This is a genomic window from Nostoc sp. DedQUE07 (assembly GCF_034530975.2).
GTDB lineage: Bacteria > Cyanobacteriota > Cyanobacteriia > Cyanobacteriales > Nostocaceae > Nostoc.
Window position 1 is genome coordinate 59,113 of sequence record NZ_JAVRCC020000017.1, and the last position, 19,138, is coordinate 78,250.

Annotated in this window: 16 protein-coding genes and 1 pseudogene; 8 read left to right on the forward strand and 9 right to left on the reverse strand. The window is 39.9% G+C overall.

What is annotated here, in order from left to right; all coding sequences use genetic code 11:
• Positions 1-12: 12 nt before the first annotated feature.
• Positions 13-1,281, reverse strand: a complete 1,269-nt coding sequence (locus RMZ95_RS15400; protein WP_322682708.1) for a tetratricopeptide repeat protein — start codon at positions 1,279-1,281, stop codon at positions 13-15.
• Between the two features lie 222 nt (positions 1,282-1,503).
• On the opposite strand from RMZ95_RS15400, the gene RMZ95_RS15405 reads away from it, so the two are divergent.
• A complete protein-coding gene (locus RMZ95_RS15405) occupies positions 1,504-2,652 on the forward strand; it encodes a DUF711 family protein (RefSeq protein WP_322682709.1) in 1,149 nt (382 codons plus the stop codon).
• Between the two features lie 2 nt (positions 2,653-2,654).
• On the opposite strand, the gene RMZ95_RS15410 is transcribed toward RMZ95_RS15405, so the two are convergent.
• Complete coding sequence (locus tag RMZ95_RS15410; protein ID WP_322673080.1) at positions 2,655-3,323, reverse strand: 2OG-Fe dioxygenase family protein; 669 nt, start codon at positions 3,321-3,323, stop codon at positions 2,655-2,657.
• Between the two features lie 239 nt (positions 3,324-3,562).
• Here RMZ95_RS15410 and sfsA point away from each other — a divergent pair, with 239 nt between their 5' ends.
• Entirely contained in the window at positions 3,563-4,288 is a 726-nt protein-coding gene (gene sfsA / locus RMZ95_RS15415; RefSeq protein ID WP_322682710.1) for a DNA/RNA nuclease SfsA, read from the forward strand.
• Between the two features lie 192 nt (positions 4,289-4,480).
• Here the strand turns inward: sfsA and RMZ95_RS15420 are convergent, their stop codons facing one another.
• A complete protein-coding gene (locus RMZ95_RS15420; protein WP_322673082.1) occupies positions 4,481-4,882 on the reverse strand; it encodes a fasciclin domain-containing protein in 402 nt (133 codons plus the stop codon).
• 203 nt (positions 4,883-5,085) lie between these two features.
• Here RMZ95_RS15420 and RMZ95_RS15425 point away from each other — a divergent pair.
• Positions 5,086-5,163 (forward strand): annotated as a pseudogene (locus RMZ95_RS15425) (hypothetical protein); the annotation flags it as partial.
• Between the two features lie 50 nt (positions 5,164-5,213).
• Here the strand turns inward: RMZ95_RS15425 and RMZ95_RS15430 are convergent.
• Positions 5,214-5,357, reverse strand: coding sequence for a hypothetical protein (locus tag RMZ95_RS15430; RefSeq protein WP_322673083.1), 144 nt, complete (start codon positions 5,355-5,357; stop codon positions 5,214-5,216).
• Positions 5,358-6,054: 697 nt separating this feature from the next.
• On the opposite strand from RMZ95_RS15430, the gene RMZ95_RS15435 reads away from it, so the two are divergent.
• The 3 genes from RMZ95_RS15435 (at position 6,055) to RMZ95_RS15445 (ending at position 9,581) form a co-directional block, all read left to right on the forward strand.
• Entirely contained in the window at positions 6,055-8,181 is a 2,127-nt protein-coding gene (locus tag RMZ95_RS15435) for an acylase (RefSeq protein ID WP_322682711.1), read from the forward strand.
• A 270-nt stretch (positions 8,182-8,451) separates the two neighbouring features.
• Positions 8,452-8,553: an iron chelate uptake ABC transporter family permease subunit gene (locus tag RMZ95_RS15440; RefSeq protein ID WP_322682712.1), complete on the forward strand. Its 102-nt coding sequence runs from the start codon at positions 8,452-8,454 to the stop codon at positions 8,551-8,553.
• 206 nt (positions 8,554-8,759) lie between these two features.
• Positions 8,760-9,581 (forward strand): ABC transporter ATP-binding protein, encoded by an 822-nt coding sequence (locus RMZ95_RS15445; RefSeq protein WP_409882736.1) that lies wholly within the window; start codon positions 8,760-8,762, stop codon positions 9,579-9,581.
• A 38-nt stretch (positions 9,582-9,619) separates the two neighbouring features.
• Here the strand turns inward: RMZ95_RS15445 and RMZ95_RS15450 are convergent, their stop codons facing one another.
• The 5 genes from RMZ95_RS15450 to RMZ95_RS15470 form a co-directional block, all read right to left on the reverse strand.
• Entirely contained in the window at positions 9,620-9,853 is a 234-nt protein-coding gene (locus RMZ95_RS15450) for a hypothetical protein (RefSeq protein ID WP_322682713.1), read from the reverse strand.
• A 13-nt stretch (positions 9,854-9,866) separates the two neighbouring features.
• The gene (locus RMZ95_RS15455) at positions 9,867-11,930 is read right to left on the reverse strand and encodes a vWA domain-containing protein (protein ID WP_322682714.1); all 2,064 of its coding nucleotides are present in this window, start codon (positions 11,928-11,930) and stop codon (positions 9,867-9,869) included.
• Positions 11,931-13,342: 1,412 nt separating this feature from the next.
• On the reverse strand, positions 13,343-14,740 hold the full coding sequence (locus RMZ95_RS15460; protein WP_322682715.1) for an ATP-binding protein: 1,398 nt from the start codon (positions 14,738-14,740) through the stop codon (positions 13,343-13,345).
• A 319-nt stretch (positions 14,741-15,059) separates the two neighbouring features.
• Positions 15,060-16,076: an iron ABC transporter permease gene (locus tag RMZ95_RS15465; protein WP_322682716.1), complete on the reverse strand. Its 1,017-nt coding sequence runs from the start codon at positions 16,074-16,076 to the stop codon at positions 15,060-15,062.
• Positions 16,077-16,337: 261 nt separating this feature from the next.
• On the reverse strand, positions 16,338-16,961 hold the full coding sequence (locus RMZ95_RS15470) for a 4Fe-4S single cluster domain-containing protein (RefSeq protein ID WP_322682717.1): 624 nt from the start codon (positions 16,959-16,961) through the stop codon (positions 16,338-16,340).
• 341 nt (positions 16,962-17,302) lie between these two features.
• Here RMZ95_RS15470 and RMZ95_RS15475 point away from each other — a divergent pair, with 341 nt between their 5' ends.
• Both RMZ95_RS15475 and RMZ95_RS15480 read left to right on the forward strand, forming a co-directional pair.
• Entirely contained in the window at positions 17,303-17,650 is a 348-nt protein-coding gene (locus RMZ95_RS15475) for a glycosyltransferase (RefSeq protein ID WP_322682718.1), read from the forward strand.
• A gap of 206 nt (positions 17,651-17,856) precedes the next feature.
• Positions 17,857-19,095 (forward strand): glycosyltransferase family protein, encoded by a 1,239-nt coding sequence (locus RMZ95_RS15480; protein ID WP_322682719.1) that lies wholly within the window; start codon positions 17,857-17,859, stop codon positions 19,093-19,095.
• Positions 19,096-19,138: the final 43 nt, after the last annotated feature.

Genomic DNA, 19,138 nt, shown 5'->3' on the forward strand with positions numbered 1-19,138 from the left:
GGCATTTATATTTTATTTATTGCGATCGCGTTCTAAATCATCAATCACTTTTTGCAAATACCACTCGTCTGACATGCCAGGATGGTAATCTTTGTTTTGCTGAATCAATCGTTCGGCAATTTCCCAATATCCTCCAACCATTCGTAAAAGTCGCTGACGTAGGAGGTGATATTTTTGCTTTTTTGACTCTGGACTAAATTTCTGGATTTTTTCGAGGCTATTTAAGACTTGTTGATAATTTTCCCAGTCTTCTTGTTCGCAAAAGATACTCCCCGCCCGTTGATAATCTTCCACGGCGTTTTGTATTTCTTCTAAGCAAGTATAGGCAATGCCGCGATTGTAATAAGCTTGAGCATCATCAGAATTAATTTGCAGCGCTTGGGTGTAATCTTGAATCGCACCGAGATAATTACCCGTTGTTCGATAGACATTACCTCTGGCAATATAAACTAAGCCATCTTCGGGTTGCATCTGGACTGCTTGGTTAAGATCCGCGATCGCACCTTGATGATCTCCTAAAATAGAACGGGCTTTACCTCGGTTGCGATAGACAATGGCATCTTGAAAATTTAATCGTAATGCTTGATTAAAATCTGCGATCGCTTCTCGATAATTCCCCATTTTACAACGCACAACCCCACGACAGCAGTAAGCTTGGGCATCTTGGGGATCGGCTTTTAATACCCAGTTTAAATCGGCGAGTGCTTCTTGAGTATCTCCCTTTTCAGCCTTTTCTAATAATTGTGTGAAATAATCATTGGTCGATAAAATTGGCTTATTAGTGGAACTCGATTGCTCAAGGACAGGTAATTCTTTTGGTTGTAGCTGTTTAATTCGTTCCAAAGACAGACGACAATTCTCTTTATCCTGTTGTTCTAGATATAACCCAGCAGCTTTTTTAAAGTTAGCGATCGCATCTTGAATATAACCTTGTTTGCGGCGCACCATTCCCCGCAGATTATAAGCAGCAGCATAATTGAGATTGAGACGAATCGCACGTTCTACATCATCTAGCGCCCCCGGTAAATTTTTCAGCGCTACTCTAGCCAATCCCCGGCAATAATATGCCTCTACACTCTCAGGATTCAGCTTCAGGGCTTCGGTATAATCTGAAACAGCTTTCAGGATTGCTCCTGAGTCATAATGTGCTAAACCCCGTTGTAAATAAGCTTCGCTAAAGTAAGGTGTCAGTTGTAAAGCATGGTTAAATTCCTCAATTGCTCCCGCGTAATCTTTTCGCCTAGCCTTTTCCAATCCCCGATTGTAAAATTCGTCATTCATGGCATTTGTTTGGTTTATTCAGTTGATTGAATTCCAGCAGGCTTGTTTCGTAGCCTAATCTATGCACTCGACTTGATATTTTAAGTATATTTCATATTTTTTGTGAAGTAAAAACAACACACTACCCTAAGTTGTGATAAATGAAATTTATCTAATAGAATATTGTACGCGTTCAAATTATAGAGTTAAGTTTAATTAAAACATCACTAATTATTTATACTAATGAAAATTAGAACTATTACAACAGGTATATCAATTCAATCTCTCCAATATCAGGAAAAAATTAAGCAAGCTGCTGAGTTTAATCAGCAGGTGCAGATTTTGTTTGAAAAACAAGGATATGAAGTTCAAACAACTAGAATTGCTACTAATAGCTGGGAAGAATATCTGCAAGGCTTATCTAAAATCGAAATTATTAATGAAGTTAAAGCTATCGAACAACTTTGTCAAAGTTTGAATATCAGCTTTTTCAATATTGGTTATGCCAGCAAATCTGAAACTATAGATATAATTCCAGATATCAATAAAAATACATCAATTATTTATTGTTCTAGCAAAATTGGGGACAGGGAAAACGGTATAATTTTTGAGAATGCTCAGGAATCTGCCAAAGTTATTAAACGTATTTCCCAAGAAAGTGAAAATGGCTATGGTAATTTTCATTTTTGTGCATGGGCAAACTGCCAGCCAGATATCCCATTTTTTCCTACGTCATACCATACAGGCAATACATCTTTTGCTATAGGTTTAGAGTTAGGCGATTTGGTAACGCAAGCATTTTCACAAGCTAACAATATTTCTACAGCAGAGCAAAACCTGCAATTACTTTTAGAATTAGAATTAAATAAAATCGCAGTTATTGCTGAAAAAATCTCCGATAAATTTGCTGTTATATATAGAGGAATTGATACATCTATAGCTCCATCTTTAGATAAAGAAAATAGTATTGCTTTTGCTTATGAAAAATTGATGAATGGCAAGTTTGGGCATTCAGGAACTCTCGCAATTTCTGGGATGTTGACTCGCGTCTTGAAAAATGTATCAGTAAAAACCTGTGGTTATTCTGGACTGATGCTTCCAGTTTGTGAAGATGTTGGACTAGCTACCAGAGCTAATGAGCAAACATATAATATTACAAATTTATTATTATATTCAGCAGTTTGTGGCTGTGGACTGGATACAGTTCCGATTCCTGGTGATATCACAATAGAAAAAATTACAGCTTTATTAATTGATATGGCAACTTTAGCTATCAAATTAGATAAACCACTATCAGCACGATTATTTCCAATTCCAAATAAAAAAGCTGGGGAAATGACTACATTCAATTCCCCATATCTCGTAGATTGTAAAATATTTACGGTTGACTAAAATTATTCTGAAAGCAAGCTGGGAGAAGTTAGTACAAAAACATCTCTGCTTCCTTGAGCATCAATCTGTGGTTTGATCGGAGTGGTAAAGTGGAAGAAATCACGATCGTTGACTAATAATAGTTCTCCCGGATTTAGAACTTTGCTAAACACGGGCTTTTGTTTTTTGTCAGTATATAGATGTGTTTCTCCACCTTGAATATTATCTCTATCTACTGAAAATATACCGATAAAATCAGTACCATCTTGATGGATACCTTCAGGTGCTGGATTACCCAAATTATCCGCCGAACAAATAGTTCTAATTTGATGAACTCCAATTTCAGCTTCAGGATGAAGTTTACAAGAATCACTGAATGCTAAGACAAGATTCTTAAAAATATCAAGTTCTATAAGTGCATCTTCTAATTCTGCAAACTCTCTTTTTATGTCACCCACTAATGGATTATACTCTTTACTTTGAAAGAGGTAGCCATGAGGTAATTTGATTAATTGATTTCCATAAACTGTAAACCGAGATAATCTTCTGGAACGATAAGTGCCTTTGATATAAGGGTCAATAGGCATATTACTAAAAAATGCCTTAAAACCTTCTGGATTGATAGAATTTACCTTTCTGAGAGTAAACAGAAAAGCATATTCTAATTCCGTTGCTGTCCACACTTTTTGCATAGGATTTACCTCCTTGCACGTTGAAATTCTCCCAGATTTTTATGGGAGGCTTGTAATACTTAGTATATGCTACTTTTTATTACTATGTTGTCAATTTGACTACAAAAATTGACAATCCATGATATGTAAAGTTACTCAAATGCTGTCGCAGGGCGGAGTAGCTGCTGAAAAGATTTGCAGATATGGGTTTGGTGGGCAAAGAATCGACGTATATTTACAAACAGCAACAAGGTTCCATAATGATAGATTGGCTTTACAAATACCCACCTTTGTATCCCGGTATTTTACTCAAGCGTTACAAGCGGTTTTTTGCTGACGTTCAACTTACTTCTGGCGAAATAGTGACAGCACACTGTCCCAACACAGGGCCAATGATTGGAGTATCGACACCTTTAAGTGCAGTACAGCTTTCCAAAAGCAATAATCTTAACCGCAAATTGGCTTACACTCTAGAACTAATTCAGGTACATGACAATGAGCCGACTTGGGTAGGCATAAATACTTTTTTGCCCAATCGGGTGGTAAAGCTAGCTTTGGCGAAACATCTTTTTCCAGAATTGGGCAACTATAGCCAAATTAAGGGCGAGGTGGTTTATGGGCTAGATAAAAAAAGTCGAGTGGATTTTTTCTTGACGGGAAGTGATGAGGAACGCCCGATTTATTTAGAAGTGAAAAATACAACTTTGTCTGAGGGGAGATTAGCTTTATTTCCTGACACGGAGACTACAAGAGGGCAAAAGCACTTGCGAGAACTGATGGCGTTGTTACCTTTGACTCGTGCGGTGATGCTTTACTTTATCAATCGCGGTGATTGTATCGAATTCTCCCCTGGCGATCGCACAGATCCTATATATGGTAAATTATTGCGGGATGCGATCGCTCTCGGTTTAGAAGTTTTACCTTGTCGTTTTGAAATTTCCCCCGAAGGTATCCGTTATTTGGGTTTAGCAAAACTAAAAATTTGATTGCATTTAATTAAGAGAGACTAGCAATTGCAAAGTTTCTACACGCATAAAGCAATAAATCCATCTAGACAGCATCTAGATGGATTTGTTGGTAGTTGATGTTTACTAAAAAATATTCAACCAGACTGTCATGAAGAAATGACTATAGGTAGTCGTCACCCCAAAAATAGCATTCGCTATTCTGACGTTGGGTTATGCAGGAATCAAAACTGTGTCAATGACGTGGATGACACCGTTATCAGCAGCAACATCTGCTGTTGCAACTGTTGCATCATTGATCTTAACGCCATTAGAAGCGTCAATTTTTACATCTGAACCTTCAACTGTTTTAGCTGTTTTTAGCTTAACTACATCAGCAGCCAGTACCTTGCCTGAAACAACATGATACGTCAAGATTTTCTTGAGCTTTGGAATATCTTGAAGTAATGCGTCTACTGTACCTGCTGGAAGCTTATTAAATGCTTCATCGGTGGGTGCAAAAACGGTAAATGGCCCATCACCTTGAAGTGTATCTACCAAACCAGCTGCTTGGATTGCTGCAACTAGTGTGTTGAAAGAACCATTGTTAGTGGCAGTGTCAATTATGTTGGCCATGTGTTTTATCTAGTTCTGTGTAACTTGTTACAAATCTAAACTATTTACTTAATAAAATCTATCTATCATTAGGCGTATGTCAAATCATTTTTGTTATTGATATTATAAAAGTTTACATATATTTTTCTCCAAGTAAAGAATTATACGTATATCGTCCAGGTGGATAAGTTATGGGCACTGCTGAATGCCATTAAGACTCAGAGCCATCAACGATTGGAGGAATAGTTGTCACTGCTGGTTTATTAGGAATATGGCTGAAGAAAAAGAAAGCAATTAGCTAGAAAGAACAGTCCTTTTTTTACCTTTTGGAAAAGAACAGATCGTAAATCCCTCAAACTACTGTGCAGTAGTTATGAGGGATTTGGTCATCTTCCACTAAAACGGCGATCGCTCTAATATATCGATCTAATTCTCGATAATTTAGAGTCGCTGCTTGTGTTTTACACCGATCGCTACTATTGCTATTAATTTGCAATTATTCTTAGAACTTTAAAGCAACTTAGCTAAGATAGCAAGTAATTTTAATTAAAAACTATTATTGTCTTTTTCTCAGAAAAACATTCCAAAAATATATCAAAAGATAGATGACTAAGTTTATATAAAGTTAAGTAACTTAGTTTTTGCTATGCCAATAGCTTAACAAGACTTATATATTTAGTCAGATTTATAAAATTCAGAAGTTTTGATAAATGCTTGCTCAGGTGTAGCCTTTATGATAATCTCTCCTAATAGCACTAGAATTAGATGCAAATCAGTCGCAAATAGCTTTTGAGAATTTCTAGAACTAGTGTTAAGCATTATCGATAATATACAATCGCTCGTCTATTCGGCATCTGTGGGATTAATGCTACTTCAAAAGCATTATTTCCACGCTAGTAAGTCGCTGTGAATATTTATCATCAGGTTCAGGCAGGAGGCAGAAGGCAGAAGGAAAGAGGGTTTTAGTCCACTTTACTTTTATTAACATAGTTTGATTTTTCCCGCCTGTTCTACTTGGTATGGAATTTTGATCAACTTATGGTGGCATAAACAAAGGCGCTGAGATGCCACTGTGATACGTTCTATGTTCTTTATGTATGTTGCTAGTGAGTATGGATTTAATGTCTGTTTGTTACGAAATATAGGCGAAAGTCACTAAATTTTTCTAGTCAAATTAATTTAATCGAATCATCATGTTGAATATTAGAATTTATTTGTGGCAATTCGATCGGTCAATACTAAAAAGAAAATTTTCTAGATTTTTAGCTTTTATCCTCAGTGCCATTTTAGTTGTAGTTTTGGCAAATAACAGTTTTGCGACTGCACCCAAAACTACAGAGATATTATGGGATACTTACGGCATACCGCATATATATGGTAAAGATGCTCCAAGCGCTTTCTCTGCATTTGGTTGGGCACAAATGCAGAGTCACGCTAACTTGCTGTTGCGCCTCTATGGTCAAGCTAGGGGAAAAGCAGCCGAATACTGGGGAGAAGAGTATTTAGAATCTGATAAATGGGTACTGACGATGGGAGTATCCGATCGTGCTAATTCTTGGTATCGGGCACAAAGTCCAGCTTTCCGTAGTTATATAAATGCCTTTGCCAGTGGGATAAATACTTATGCAAAAGCCCATCCTGATTTAATTGACGAGCAAGTGAAAATAGTATTACCTATAAAACCAGAAGATGTGTTGGCGCATTTGCAAAGAGTGCTGAATTTTACTTTTGTCGTCAACCAAGAACAGGTAGCAGGTATTACTCATACTCAATCGGAAGCTGGTTCTAACGGTTGGGCGATCGCACCTAAGCATTCTGCCAGTGGCAAGGCGATGTTGCTGGCAAATCCCCACTTGTTCTGGTCGGATTTATTTGTCTGGTACGAAGCCCAAATTACTGCTCCAGGAATGAATGCTTCTGGAGCAGCGCTGGTGGGAATTCCAGTTTTAGCGATCGCTTTTAACGATTATTTGGGTTGGACTCATACCGTCAATACTCATGATGGTTGGGATGTATATAAGTTGAAATTAGCTGATGATGGTTATCTTTTTGATGGCAAAGTCCGTGCTTTTACAACATCAAAGTTTTTGTTAAAAGTTAAGCAAAAAAATGGCTCGTTAGTCGAACAACCATTATTAGTCAAAAGTTCCGTCCACGGTGCAGTCGTTCAAGAAAAAGATGGGTTTGCTGTGGCACTGCGGGTTGTCGGTACAGACCGTCCCGGTGTATTGGAACAGTGGTGGGATATGGCGCGTTCCCAAAACTTAACCCAATTTCAAAAGGTATTGAAACGCTTGCAACTACCGATGTTTACTGTCATGTATGCAGACCGAGCCGGACATATCATGCACTTATTCAACGGTCTGGTGCCGATTCGTCAACAGGGAGACTTTCAATACTGGGAAGGTTTAATTCCTGGCGATACATCTAAGACTTTGTGGACAAAAATGCACCCATACAAAGATTTACCGCGTGTAATTGACCCGCCTAGCGGTTGGTTGCAAAATGCTAATGATGCACCTTGGACAACGACTTTCCCTGCTGCGATCAAAGCAGATGATTACCCTGCTTATATGGCTCCACGAGGAGAGATGTCTTTCCGGGCACAAAGTTCTGCAAAAATACTGGCTGAAGATCCAAAAATTTCTTTTGAGGAAATGATTAAGTACAAACATTCCACCAAAATGGAACTTGCAGAACGCATCCTCGATGATTTAATTCCCGCAGCTCAAAAATATGGCGATGAATTAGCTCGTCGTGCTGCTGATATTTTAGCTGCTTGGAATCGCAATGCTGATGCTGATAGTCGAGGCGCGGTATTGTTTTCTTTTTGGTGGCAAGAAATGGATAAAAACCAAACCTTCAGTATTCCTTGGAGTGAGAACTCGCCGCGCACCACACCCGATGGTTTAAAAAACCCAGAAAGTGCAACGAAAGCACTACAAATAGCAGCAACAAAAGTCGAAAAAGCTTATGGAAAGCTAGATGTTGCTTGGGGTGAAGTCTTCCGAGTCCGTAGCGGAAACTTAGATTTACCTGCCAATGGTGGCGATGGGGATCTAGGAATATTCCGCGTCCTCAATTTTGCTCCAGCTAACGATGAACGCTTTCAAGCTGTCGCTGGTGATAGTTATGTTGCAACCATTGAGTTTTCACAACCAGTAAAAGCAATGGCTCTGATCAGCTACGGTAACGCTACTCAACCCGGTTCGCCCCACATTACTGACCAACTACCACTGTTTTCTCGCAAGCAATTGCGTTCTGTTTGGCGAACTCGGAAAGAAGTACTAGCACATTTGGAGGAACGCAAAACTTTTTGAGAGCTGCGTTAACCATGAGTTATGCATCAAAAGCCTGCCTGTACAGTTTGAAGATTGTTCTTTTGATAACGCTTGTTAGTATTTCTTTAGCAGCGTTGTCAGAAGGCAAACAACTGAATAATGATGAACCACAAATTCTTCAGACTGAAATTAGCGATCGCATCAAATAGCAAATTCTGATTATGTTAATGCTAAATACAAACCCACGCGATCGCTTTTGGTAATATTGGTGGGTGCAGCAATGTCTACTTTGGTGCAATTATGCAGGGTATGACTCGTAATCCATTAGCCGATCCTGGTATTTTGGGGGTGAATGCAGGTGCAGTTTTTGCTGTAATAATTAGTATTGTTCTATATTGCCAAGGTAATTAGTTATGATTCTCATAGTACTTGCACCCTACACGCCAGTTGCTCATGCCATGACTGCGCTGGCTCCCTTTAATCCCCGATCTACCTGCGGGAAGGGGGAAGCAAAGCGCTGATTTCGTGGGGTGGGGTTCTTTGGGTTTAATTAAGTCATCAAGTAGATATGATATTACATACTTACAAAATTCTCAAAGATTCTCTTAAGTTTAATTATGTCAATGTCATTATCGAGCGATAATTTACATTACCAACTGTCAGCAAAGAATTTGACTTTGGGTTATGATAATATAACTATTATTAAGGATTTAGATTTAAATATACCACCAGGAAAAATAACTGCTTTAGTTGGTGCAAATGGTTCTGGAAAATCTACTTTATTACGGGGTTTAGCAAGATTATTAAAACCTCGCGTTGGCACAATTTATTTAGATACAACAGATTTATTTAAGCTATCAACAAAAGATGTTGCTAAAAAATTAGGAATTCTTACCCAAGGCCCCGTTGCACCAGAAGGATTAACCGTTCGAGATTTGGTAGCTTGTGGAAGGTTTCCTTATCAAAATTGGTTGCAGCAGTGGACAAAAGAAGATGGAAAATTAGTAGAACTAGCGTTAGAAATTACTGGAATTAAATATTTGGCAGAACGCGAATTAGATACTCTTTCCGGTGGACAGCGACAACGTGCTTGGATTGCAATGGCATTAGCTCAAGATACAGATATTTTATTGTTAGATGAACCAACTACTTTTTTAGATTTGGCGCACCAAATAGAAGTTTTAGATTTATTGTATGATTTGAACCAAAATCAGCAACGAACGATTGTCATGGTGTTACATGATTTGAATCACGCCTGTCGTTATGCTGATTATTTAGTAGCGGTGAAAGAAGGTCAAATTTTTGCTGTTGGCGAACCTAATTTGGTGATTACTGAGAAGATGGTAAGGGAAGTGTTTGGATTGGAATGTCGGGTTATCCCAGACCCGGTTTCCGGTACACCGATGTGTATACCAGTAGGAAGAAAGGGGAGAACATAGAAACAAATCAAAACCTTACACAGCAGAATACAGTTTAGTTAAGCATTTCTTCTTTCTTGTCTTGCAGAGTAGGGAATAAGTTTTGTAATTAGCAGCGATCGCAAAACATCTCGCAGATATGCAATGCTCTCTTCTGAAATTAAATTGCTGTATTTATTGCAGATATCTAATACAGTGGAGAGCGATCGCCTTTGATGTAGATTGTGATATCTCCAGAGATGATAACGGTTTTCAAGTAATTGAACTACGCCACTCCCTACTCCCCGTCTCATTTATGGTCTAAAATCATTTTCTTGTAATCAACCCTCTAGATTGCTCCACTAGGCGAATAAACTCACCCCGATAACCCTCCTGGTCTTCCCCCTTCCCTTGGGTTGCCAATTTCATCACCAAATCATAATTAGCATCTCCCTTATACTCAGAGTCACGCAGCACCATCCCAAAGGTCGCTACCGCAGCAGCAAATTTCAGGTTTGTGGAGGGGTCAGTTCTCAAATCATCATCTTGGATGGTTTGGGTAATTAGTTGACTGGTGCTGTCCTGAGGCGACTTGTAGCGCAGTTTCACCTGCATCAACTCATTACCAGCAGCATCCGAGACAGTTTCACCAGAACGCTGATACCGCAAAGGATCTATCTCTGGCAGTTTCACATCGCTTTTTGTACCAGTGGGAATTATTTCATAAAGCGCTGTTACAGAATGACCAGCCCCAATATCGCCTGCATCTTTCTTGTCATCATTGAAATCCTGGTTTTGCAGCAAGCGATTTTCGTAACCAATCAAGCGATATGCTTGAACTTTCGCCGGATTAAATTCCACCTGAATTTTTACATCTTTGGCAATAGTAAACAGAGTTCCCCTGAGATCGTTAACTAAAACTTTTTTGGCTTCCAATAGGGTATCAATATAAGCGTAGTTGCCGTTACCCTTATCAGCCAGTTGTTCCATTTTTCCATCTTTATAATTGCCGGTGCCAAATCCCAACACCGTCAGAAAAATTCCCTGCTCTCGCTTTTGTTCAATTAATCGCGTCAGGTCGCCATCGCTGGAAACCCCGACGTTAAAATCTCCATCGGTAGCTAAAATGACTCTGTTATTACCAGACTTGAGGAAGCTTTCTTTGGCAATCTTGTAAGCTAATTCAATACCCTGACCGCCAGCAGTGGAGCCTCCAGCCTTTAAGCGGTCAATCGCCGCCAGAATTGTTGATTTTTTACTACCAGCAGTAGCCGGTAACACCAATCCAGCATTCCCCGCATAGACTACTAAACTTACCCGATCTTCAGGACGCAGTTGATTCACCAACAATTTGAGCGACTGTTGCACTAAGGGTAATTTATCCGGGTCATCCATAGAACCAGAGACATCAATCAGAAATACTAAGTTGCTTGGTGGTAAGGTTTTGCTTTCTAGGCGTTTACCTTGCAAACCCACCTGTACCAACTTGTGTTGAGGATTCCAGGGAGCAGCAGCAACTTCAGTGGTGACGGAAAAAGGGCGATCGCCTTTTGGTTGGGGATAATTGTAGGTAAAATAATTGATTAATTCCTCAATTCGCACTGCATCTTTGGGTGGTAATTCCCCTTGAGTAATAAACCGTCGCACGTTGCTGTAAGATGCTGTATCTACATCAATGGAAAAGGTGGAAAGGGGATCGTTACCAACGCGATGAAAGGGATTATCTTCAATCCGGTTATAGTTTTCTGTATTGAATCTGCTACCTATTTGAGGTTCCGGGGCAACCCTTCCAATACTGTCACGAGTTTGGAGTTTAGGCATATTCGCACGGTTAGCAACTCGATCCTGCACGGATGAGCCAGACGGAATACTAAGGGGTGGGGCTGTAGGTAAGGGTTGAGTCTTTTGGTCAGACTCAGTTTGAATACGTTCTCTGGTAGGCTGATTCAAAGTGATGGGACTAGGAGCTTCCAATTCCTCTATCGGACTTTTTAGGGTTGCTAACTCCGGTGCAAATTCTGACTGCAAGCGTTGCAGAATTTTCATATCTGCTGGGGTAACTATCTTGGGATCGGTCGCTATTAGCTCATTGCTCCGATTCACACAGGCATTCAAGACTGTAGCAAATTCAGTTCGGGTTACAGGAAGAGTGCCAAAATTTTGGACGGTAACGACACAACTATACTGTTTTACCAATGTCTGGAGTGCTTGGTAGTCAGGGTGATTGGGGAGAATGGAAGTTTTTGGAGTAGAACTGGCAGGATTCTGATTGGCTGGAACTGCAACCGTAGCAGACTGGCGTAAAACGGCAATTCCTATTGAGGGTATCAATAAAAACAATATTACAATACTGACTCGCTGCCACATTTTGGATGGAATCGGGTAAGACATGGCTAAATCCTCACACTAAATTTTTTCTGTCACATTTGACTATTTACCCAGAATAGTCCTGAGCAGCTTGGGATTTGATAAGCGTTTCAGTTTTGGTAACTGTAATTTATACAACACTAACCATTCCCATCTAGCATTAGGGAATATCACAGTGTTTGTTGGTATAGTCGCTTAACTTTAGATATTCATTTGTGACAAAGTTGGCGTGAAGTTTGATGAAGTTGTATTAACGTGAGTTCGACAAGCCCCCAGCTGATAAGGGCAGTGGTGGAATATGGGATGTTGAATACGCAGTCTATGATTTGTTCGATCTGGGTGAGTTCGATCGAAAAAAATACGGTCTGTCTGCAAAAATAGTTTGAATAGAAAACTAAGGTTAAAGAGGTAGATAGTAAGAGGATGTTTGAAAAGTTTGTAGTGGTGTATAAAGTATTTGTTTACCCCACCCTAACCCTCCCCTTGCAAAGGGGAGGGAACCGGATTTTTCTTTTTTCCCCCCAATATATCGGGGGGATTAAGGGGGGTAATTTGACTTGTGTATACACGGTATTTGGAAAGGGGAGGGAAATAGATTTATTTTTTCCTGCCTTTATAAGGGGGATTAAGGGGAGTAAAATGTGATTAAAATCACAGTCAACTACTTTTAAAACAACCTCTAAGGAGTTTTTCCACTATCTACCTTTTTGAGAATATAGAAATGAGTAAAATTTTCAACAGAATTACGGAATTGCGATCGCATCGCTTGAAGTCATAATCATCAGAACACAAACTGACTGCGTTCACTGAATTTTTTGCTTGTTCAACTCCAAGCAAGAAATCTTAAAACAGCCAAATAATTAAAGCTATTAAGGAGATAAATGAACATGAGCGAGAATAATAATCCACAACCCAAAACAAAAAAACAACCTCCTAATACTATAGGAAAACCACCTAAGACTGAATTTATTAACTCCAATCAACAGTCCACAAGATCAGAATTATCAGATAAATAATTTTTTTACCCCAATATTTTATTTATAGCTCAATACGCTTGGCTTAAGGGTTATTGGTGTAGATACAGCAGATTGCGAGTTAATGAAGTACAAAAATACCCCTCCCTAACCCTCCCCTTGGAAAGGGGAGGGAACTAGATTAAGAATTTCCCCCCTTTACAAGGGGGGATTAAGGGGGGTAAGGATATACTTCATTTAGATGCAAAATGCTGTAATTGGTTTTTGAAGACGCGATCAATCGCGTCTCTACATGAAGGTTTTGTTGCTCATCCTGAACTGTATTGATTTATCACTATAAAACGAATTCTAGTGTAGGAGACAATAAGAAACTAGAAGTCTGACGAAAATATTCACTTGCTGCTAGATTTTGGGAACCATTGGTTCCCATTTTTTTCATCTCTAATCCCATTTTTGATTGATTTATTGCTTTGATAAGGGTAGGCAAATGGTAAAACAAGTTCTACCTGAGTGCGACTCAAATGAAAGCGTACCGTGATGGCGATTTTCTACAATTCGGCGAACGGTTTCTAAACCAAGTCCTGAACCATGTCCTACTGATTTGGTGGTGAAGAAAGGTTCAAAAATACGGGTTTTAATTTCAGGTGGAATTCCACTGCCAGAATCGATGATGTCAATATGGGCATAGCGATCGCAATGATGTGTTGTAATTTCTAGCAATCCTTTACCATCCATTGCATCAATGGCGTTGTCAATTAAGTTCGTCCACACTTGATTTAGTTCGCTGCCAAAGGCAAGGATTTTTGGAAGACTTCGATCGTAATTGCGTTGCACTTGGACACCGCACTTGAGTTTATGAGCAAACAATCGCAAGGTATCTTCCAAGCCTTGATGTATATCTACTTCTTGCTGAGTGCCTTGATCGAGGTAAGAATAAGACTTCATCGCTTGCACAAGTTCGGAAATCCTCTCAGATCCTCGCAAACCATGTTTAATCATCGACATAACTTCAAAGGAAAGCGCTAGCCAGTGCAATCCCATTTCTCGCAATTCTGTGTCGTCGTTGCGCCAACGTTCCATGAGTTGCTCTAGGGTTTCAACCTCAACACCACCTTCTGCTAAAGGCTCTGCCAATTTCCAGGCTTGGTTTACACCATAGTCTTCTAACCATTCCAGCAATATGTCTTCGCGATCGCTTAGTGTCACCGGATCTAGGCGATTGTTCAAAATCGCATCATAGCCTAGATCGCGTACTCTCAACCAGTGTTGAGTATGGGTTTCCTCAACATTGCGTTGCCCATAAACTAAGTTCATCCGTTGTAACTCTAGGATAGCGGCTGGCATTTCTTTTAAAGTCCGAACCAAGGCTGCGGCTGGGTTGTTGAGTTCATGAGCAAGACCCGCAGCAAGTGTCCCTAAAGCTGCCATCTTTTCCCGCCCACGAATGAAAGACTCTAGCCCCCGGACACGACGTTGCATAATTCGGAAGACCATCCGCTCAAAATCACGACATTCATGCAGCAGTTTGCGGAAGTCTTCTCCCTTCATTTCATAGATGTGGCAATTTGAAAATGCCCGCATTGTCACAGGTGCAGGTTCATCTGTGAGTACTGGAATTTCACCAAAAAAGGATGGAGCTTCGTGTTGCCCAATCGGAATTTCCACTCCTTCACTGCGGCGGGTCATGTTGATTTTACCTTTGACTAAGATAAATAAGCGACATACAGGGTCTCCCTCATAGGACAACACATCTCCAGGGGAAAGTTCAACTGTTTGAGCGCGATCGCAAACCCACTGCAATCGCTCTTTGGGAAGTTGTTGAAATGGGTCTAAGTTGATTAATTCCTCAACACATAACATCGATTAACCTCCTTGAGTGAGCAGGGGGGTAGGGGAGCAGGGAGCAGGGGGGCAGGGGGCAGGGGACAGCAGAGATAAGAAAGTAGGGTTATATAGGTGGGTTTCTTTATGGAGAATTTTGGCTTAAATAGTTGAAGAAGGCTTTGTATAGCACAAGCCTTGGTGGTTAGGACATTAACAGATGATAAAACTTAGACACAACAAGACTTTTCACCCAATCCCCAGTCACCAGTCCCCAGTCCCTTGCTATATCAGTTTATCAGAATGCGCAAAAAACCCGATCCGTTTATAAGGTGGGGATGGATAGCGGGCTGATCGCTCAAAATTTATTAAACCCAGCAGAACGACGATAAAGTAACCAGATAAACACGGGTGAACCCAGCAAGGCAGTGACGGAACCTACTGGTAGTTCTACTGCTCCTAGTCTAGAGAGTAAATCTGCAAAAGTGAGTAACCATGCACCTGCAAGAGCGGAAAGTGGTAAAACAAAGCGATGATCTGTACCAACAATCAGGCGGACACCGTGAGGGATAACAAGACCGACAAATCCAACCAAGCCACTGATGCTGACTGCACCTGCGGCTAATAGAGTGGCGACACCACCAATTAACAAGCGCGATCGCGTCAACGAAAGCCCTAAACTCACAGCTAAATCATCTCCCAAAGCCAGGATGTTTAGCGATCGCGCCAGCAAGCATCCCCCAATCAATGCAACGATGATATAAGGGCCAGTTGTAGCAATTTCTTGCCAACCCCGTCCATTAAGACTACCAACCAGGAAACTGAGCGCAACTTGAATTTGCCCATCTTCAGCTAAAAGCAGCAATGTACTTTGTACAGCACCAAATAAAGAACTCACCGCTACTCCGCCTAAAATCAAGCGCTCAACAGAAATTCCCGACCCCGAACGACCGAGTAAAATAACGATCGCAGCAGTTAAAATTGCTCCTATCCATGCTGCAAAAGGAATTGCGATCGGGAATATATGGCACACAATCATCAGAATTACCAGTAGTCCCGCACCCGCTGAAATGCCCAAAATAAATGGATCGGCGAGACTATTACGTAACATTCCTTGCAGCAGTGCCCCTGACATTCCCAAAGCTGCGCCGACAATAATCGCAGCAATAATGCGCGGAAGACGTAAATCCCAGAGAATTGTCTGTTTAACCGGATCGCCTTTGTGGAGTATAGCTTGCCAAAATTCCGACATATTTAAAGGTACTGCTCCTTGAGAAAGTGACAGCGCTAGCGTTACCACCAGTGCTGTACCAAAAAGTAAAACAGCCCAAAATACGCGGTGTTCAGTAAAAATTTTCTGAAATGGTCTAGTCAAATTTATGATATGTATTTTTTTTAAATATAATCTGTCCCAAACAAAGCTGCATTTAAAGATAGCTTCTCGATAAGGGAGCAGAAATCTAAAAATTTGACCCTTAGAAGCTCAATGTTGACCCTCAGAAGCTCAATGTTGACCTTTAGAAGCTCAATGTTGACCTTTAGAAGGTGGAAGTTAACCTTCTGAAGGTGAACGTTGACCCTCAGAAGCTCAATTTTTAAGTTTTAACTCCCTCTTCTTCCCCTGCCTCCCGCTCTCCTAAGTTAGTTCCAGTCCACCTTGATAGCCAGTGACAATGCGTCCACCATCCTTAAGGATGTGGATTTCGATCTGGTCGCTAGCCCAAGTAATCTGGTCTTGGAAGTCCGGGTTTAACACCCGAACCCGTTGATTGCTGGAAGAAACTGGAGAATTGGGAGAATTAATTGCCAGAGATTGTACAAAAGGCCCGTCAATCAGGATATCGAGTTGTTCTAACAATGCTTGGGAACCTGGCGGCGCAGATTGGGACTGTAGCTGCTTAAGAGTGAACCCGGAAAAAGACATTACATTTAAACCAGCAGCTTTTACCTTCTGGGCTAAAGACGCTAGTGCCGTTGCTTGCCAAAAGGGTTCTCCACCAGAGAATGTTACACCCGTGTTGCGAGGATTGCTGAGAATATTTTCGGCAATGGCATCAACAGCAATCAATTGGTTAGCCTCAAAAGACCAGGAGTTAGTATTAAAGCAGCCAGGACACTCACGCAAACAACCTTGTACCCAGACGACTGCACGACAACCAGGGCCATTAACTTCTGATTGATCGACGTAACCCATAATATTGAGATAGCCTGGGGGAATTTCCATGAGTGCTAGCGATGGGTCAGTTGGCTTAATTTCCATCTCTTTAACTCCTTTTAGCCGTTAACTGTTAAATATAGCGAATCTCCAGTTAGATAACCGTGACAATAGTTATATAACTGGAGATTTAATTGATGATTAATCTCTCAAAAACTTTTGGGAGTTTGGAAAAGTCCGCTTTAACTTACTAGACCGGGTGCTAGTGAAGATAGTTACAGGTTAATTGACACATATTTATCGAGTTTGGTATTGTTACCAGCGTCCCATAAATTACGAAGCTTATATTATATGTGGCCCAGAAATGCCCTTAGAACACCAAGCTGCACTGAAACTGAAAGCTGCTGTATATCCCTAAGTGCAGATAGACAAATTTACCGGATTTAATGAGTTACATCGCCGCAGATGCCGTAGTCGCAATGGGTGGCTACAAAACAACTTGCGAGATTCTCTCAGTGGGTAAGCCAGCAGTAGTAGTACCCAGAATTAAGCCATCACGAGAACAGTGCATTCGTGCAGAAAATTTGGCAAATTTGGGGGTTTTAGCAGCGATTCAAAACGATCTGACTTTAGATATATTACTGCGATCGCTGTTACAACAACTCCAAACTCCGCAGATTTCCCAACCGAAAATTAATCTCAATGGTTTGCCCAAAATTAACCAATACATCTCTACCTTACTAGCAAAAAAAGAGCGTGATTATACCAATTCAAAATTAAAAATTCAAAATTAGAAAAGCTAGACATAACAAAGGTATGTCCGTATGGATCTGTCGCATTCTTTTTTAAATTGATATTACATTTTTCGATAACCCATATGTACAATTACTGAAATTAGCGATGATTGCCAAAATTGTTCAAGTAAAAAGTAATAAAAGTATTTATTGTATCTTTCGTTCGCCTTCTTCCAACCATCCAAATTGACAGAGGTAAAATTTTTATGAAACGTATTATGTTTTACTGCCAACATATTTTAGGTATGGGGCATCTGGTTCGCAGCCGCGAAATTGTGCGAGGTTTAACCAAAGACTTCCAAGTTTGTTTTATTAATGGTGGTGAAATAATTCAAGGATTTGAAATTCCTGCTGGTGTAGAAGTTATCAATCTGCCTGCAATTAAAACTGACCTAGAATCTGCTGAACTACAAGTACTAGATGATGCCTTTAGCCTTAGCGAAGCCAAAGACATTAGAAAAAATCGACTTCTGGAAATCTTTAAGCAATTCCAGCCTGATATTTTAATCGTTGAGTTATTTCCTTTTGGGAGAAGACGCTTTTCTTTTGAATTAATTCCATTATTAGAATTAGCCAAATCAAATAAAGGCTCAACTAAAATAGTTTCTAGTTTGCGAGATATTGTAGTTATTAAACCGGAAAAACAAGTAAAACACGAAGAAAAAGTATGTAACTTAATCAATAAATATTTTGATATTCTGTTGGTTCACAGCGACCCAGAATTAGTCTCACTAGAAGCAACCTTTTCTAGAGTCAATGACCTAAAATGCCAAGTATATTACACCGGATATGTCGTGCAAGACCCACCAAAAAATCTTATTTTAACTGATGAAGATCGAGAAATTATTAAATCAGACAAACCCCTGATTTTAGCCAGTGTAGGAGGTGGTAGATTTGGTCATGAGTTGCTTGAATGTGTAGTTAACACAGCCCCTTTTTTAGAGAAATTATTGCCACATCATATTCAGGTTTTTACTGGGCCATTCATCCCCAATTCAAAATTTAAAAACCTGCAAGAAATGGCAAAATTTAGTAAAAATATTTATATTCGACGCTATACTCCTTACTTGCTAAATTACATGAAAAAAGCAGACCTTTCAATAAATATGTCTGGCTATAATACCATAATGAATATTTTAACCACAGGTGTACGAGCTATGATTCTTCCCTTTACAGGTAATCAGGAGCAAGAACAAATAATTAGAGCCGAAAAGTTAAGCGACTTAGGAATAGTCAAATTTATCAATCATAATTATTTGCAACCTGATTACTTAGCTATTAATATTATTAATTATCTCAAAGAGCAGCCTAATAAAATTAACTTTGATTCTGGGGGAGTTGAAAAAACTGTAAACATCTTAAGAGAATGTTTTAAAAGTCCTTTCGTTAGTAGCAAAACGTTATCGATCCCCCCAATCCCCTTTAAAAAGGAAGGAGGGATATGAAAGTGTATAAAATCACAGTGAAATACTTTTCAAACAATCTCTT

Coding starts and splice junctions, on each gene's coding strand:
- RMZ95_RS15400 (WP_322682708.1), bottom strand. CDS start 1,281: ATGAATGACGAATTTTACAATCGGGGATTGGAAAAGGCTAGGCGAAAA.
- RMZ95_RS15405 (WP_322682709.1), top strand. CDS start 1,504: ATGAAAATTAGAACTATTACAACAGGTATATCAATTCAATCTCTCCAA.
- RMZ95_RS15470 (WP_322682717.1), bottom strand. CDS start 16,961: ATGGAAATTAAGCCAACTGACCCATCGCTAGCACTCATGGAAATTCCC.
- RMZ95_RS15455 (WP_322682714.1), bottom strand. CDS start 11,930: ATGTCTTACCCGATTCCATCCAAAATGTGGCAGCGAGTCAGTATTGTA.
- sfsA (WP_322682710.1), top strand. CDS start 3,563: ATGATAGATTGGCTTTACAAATACCCACCTTTGTATCCCGGTATTTTA.
- RMZ95_RS15435 (WP_322682711.1), top strand. CDS start 6,055: ATGTTGAATATTAGAATTTATTTGTGGCAATTCGATCGGTCAATACTA.
- RMZ95_RS15480 (WP_322682719.1), top strand. CDS start 17,857: ATGAAACGTATTATGTTTTACTGCCAACATATTTTAGGTATGGGGCAT.
- RMZ95_RS15475 (WP_322682718.1), top strand. CDS start 17,303: ATGAGTTACATCGCCGCAGATGCCGTAGTCGCAATGGGTGGCTACAAA.
- RMZ95_RS15450 (WP_322682713.1), bottom strand. CDS start 9,853: ATGAGACGGGGAGTAGGGAGTGGCGTAGTTCAATTACTTGAAAACCGT.
- RMZ95_RS15440 (WP_322682712.1), top strand. CDS start 8,452: ATGACTCGTAATCCATTAGCCGATCCTGGTATTTTGGGGGTGAATGCA.
- RMZ95_RS15445 (WP_409882736.1), top strand. CDS start 8,760: ATGTCAATGTCATTATCGAGCGATAATTTACATTACCAACTGTCAGCA.
- RMZ95_RS15420 (WP_322673082.1), bottom strand. CDS start 4,882: ATGGCCAACATAATTGACACTGCCACTAACAATGGTTCTTTCAACACA.
- RMZ95_RS15410 (WP_322673080.1), bottom strand. CDS start 3,323: ATGCAAAAAGTGTGGACAGCAACGGAATTAGAATATGCTTTTCTGTTT.
- RMZ95_RS15460 (WP_322682715.1), bottom strand. CDS start 14,740: ATGTTATGTGTTGAGGAATTAATCAACTTAGACCCATTTCAACAACTT.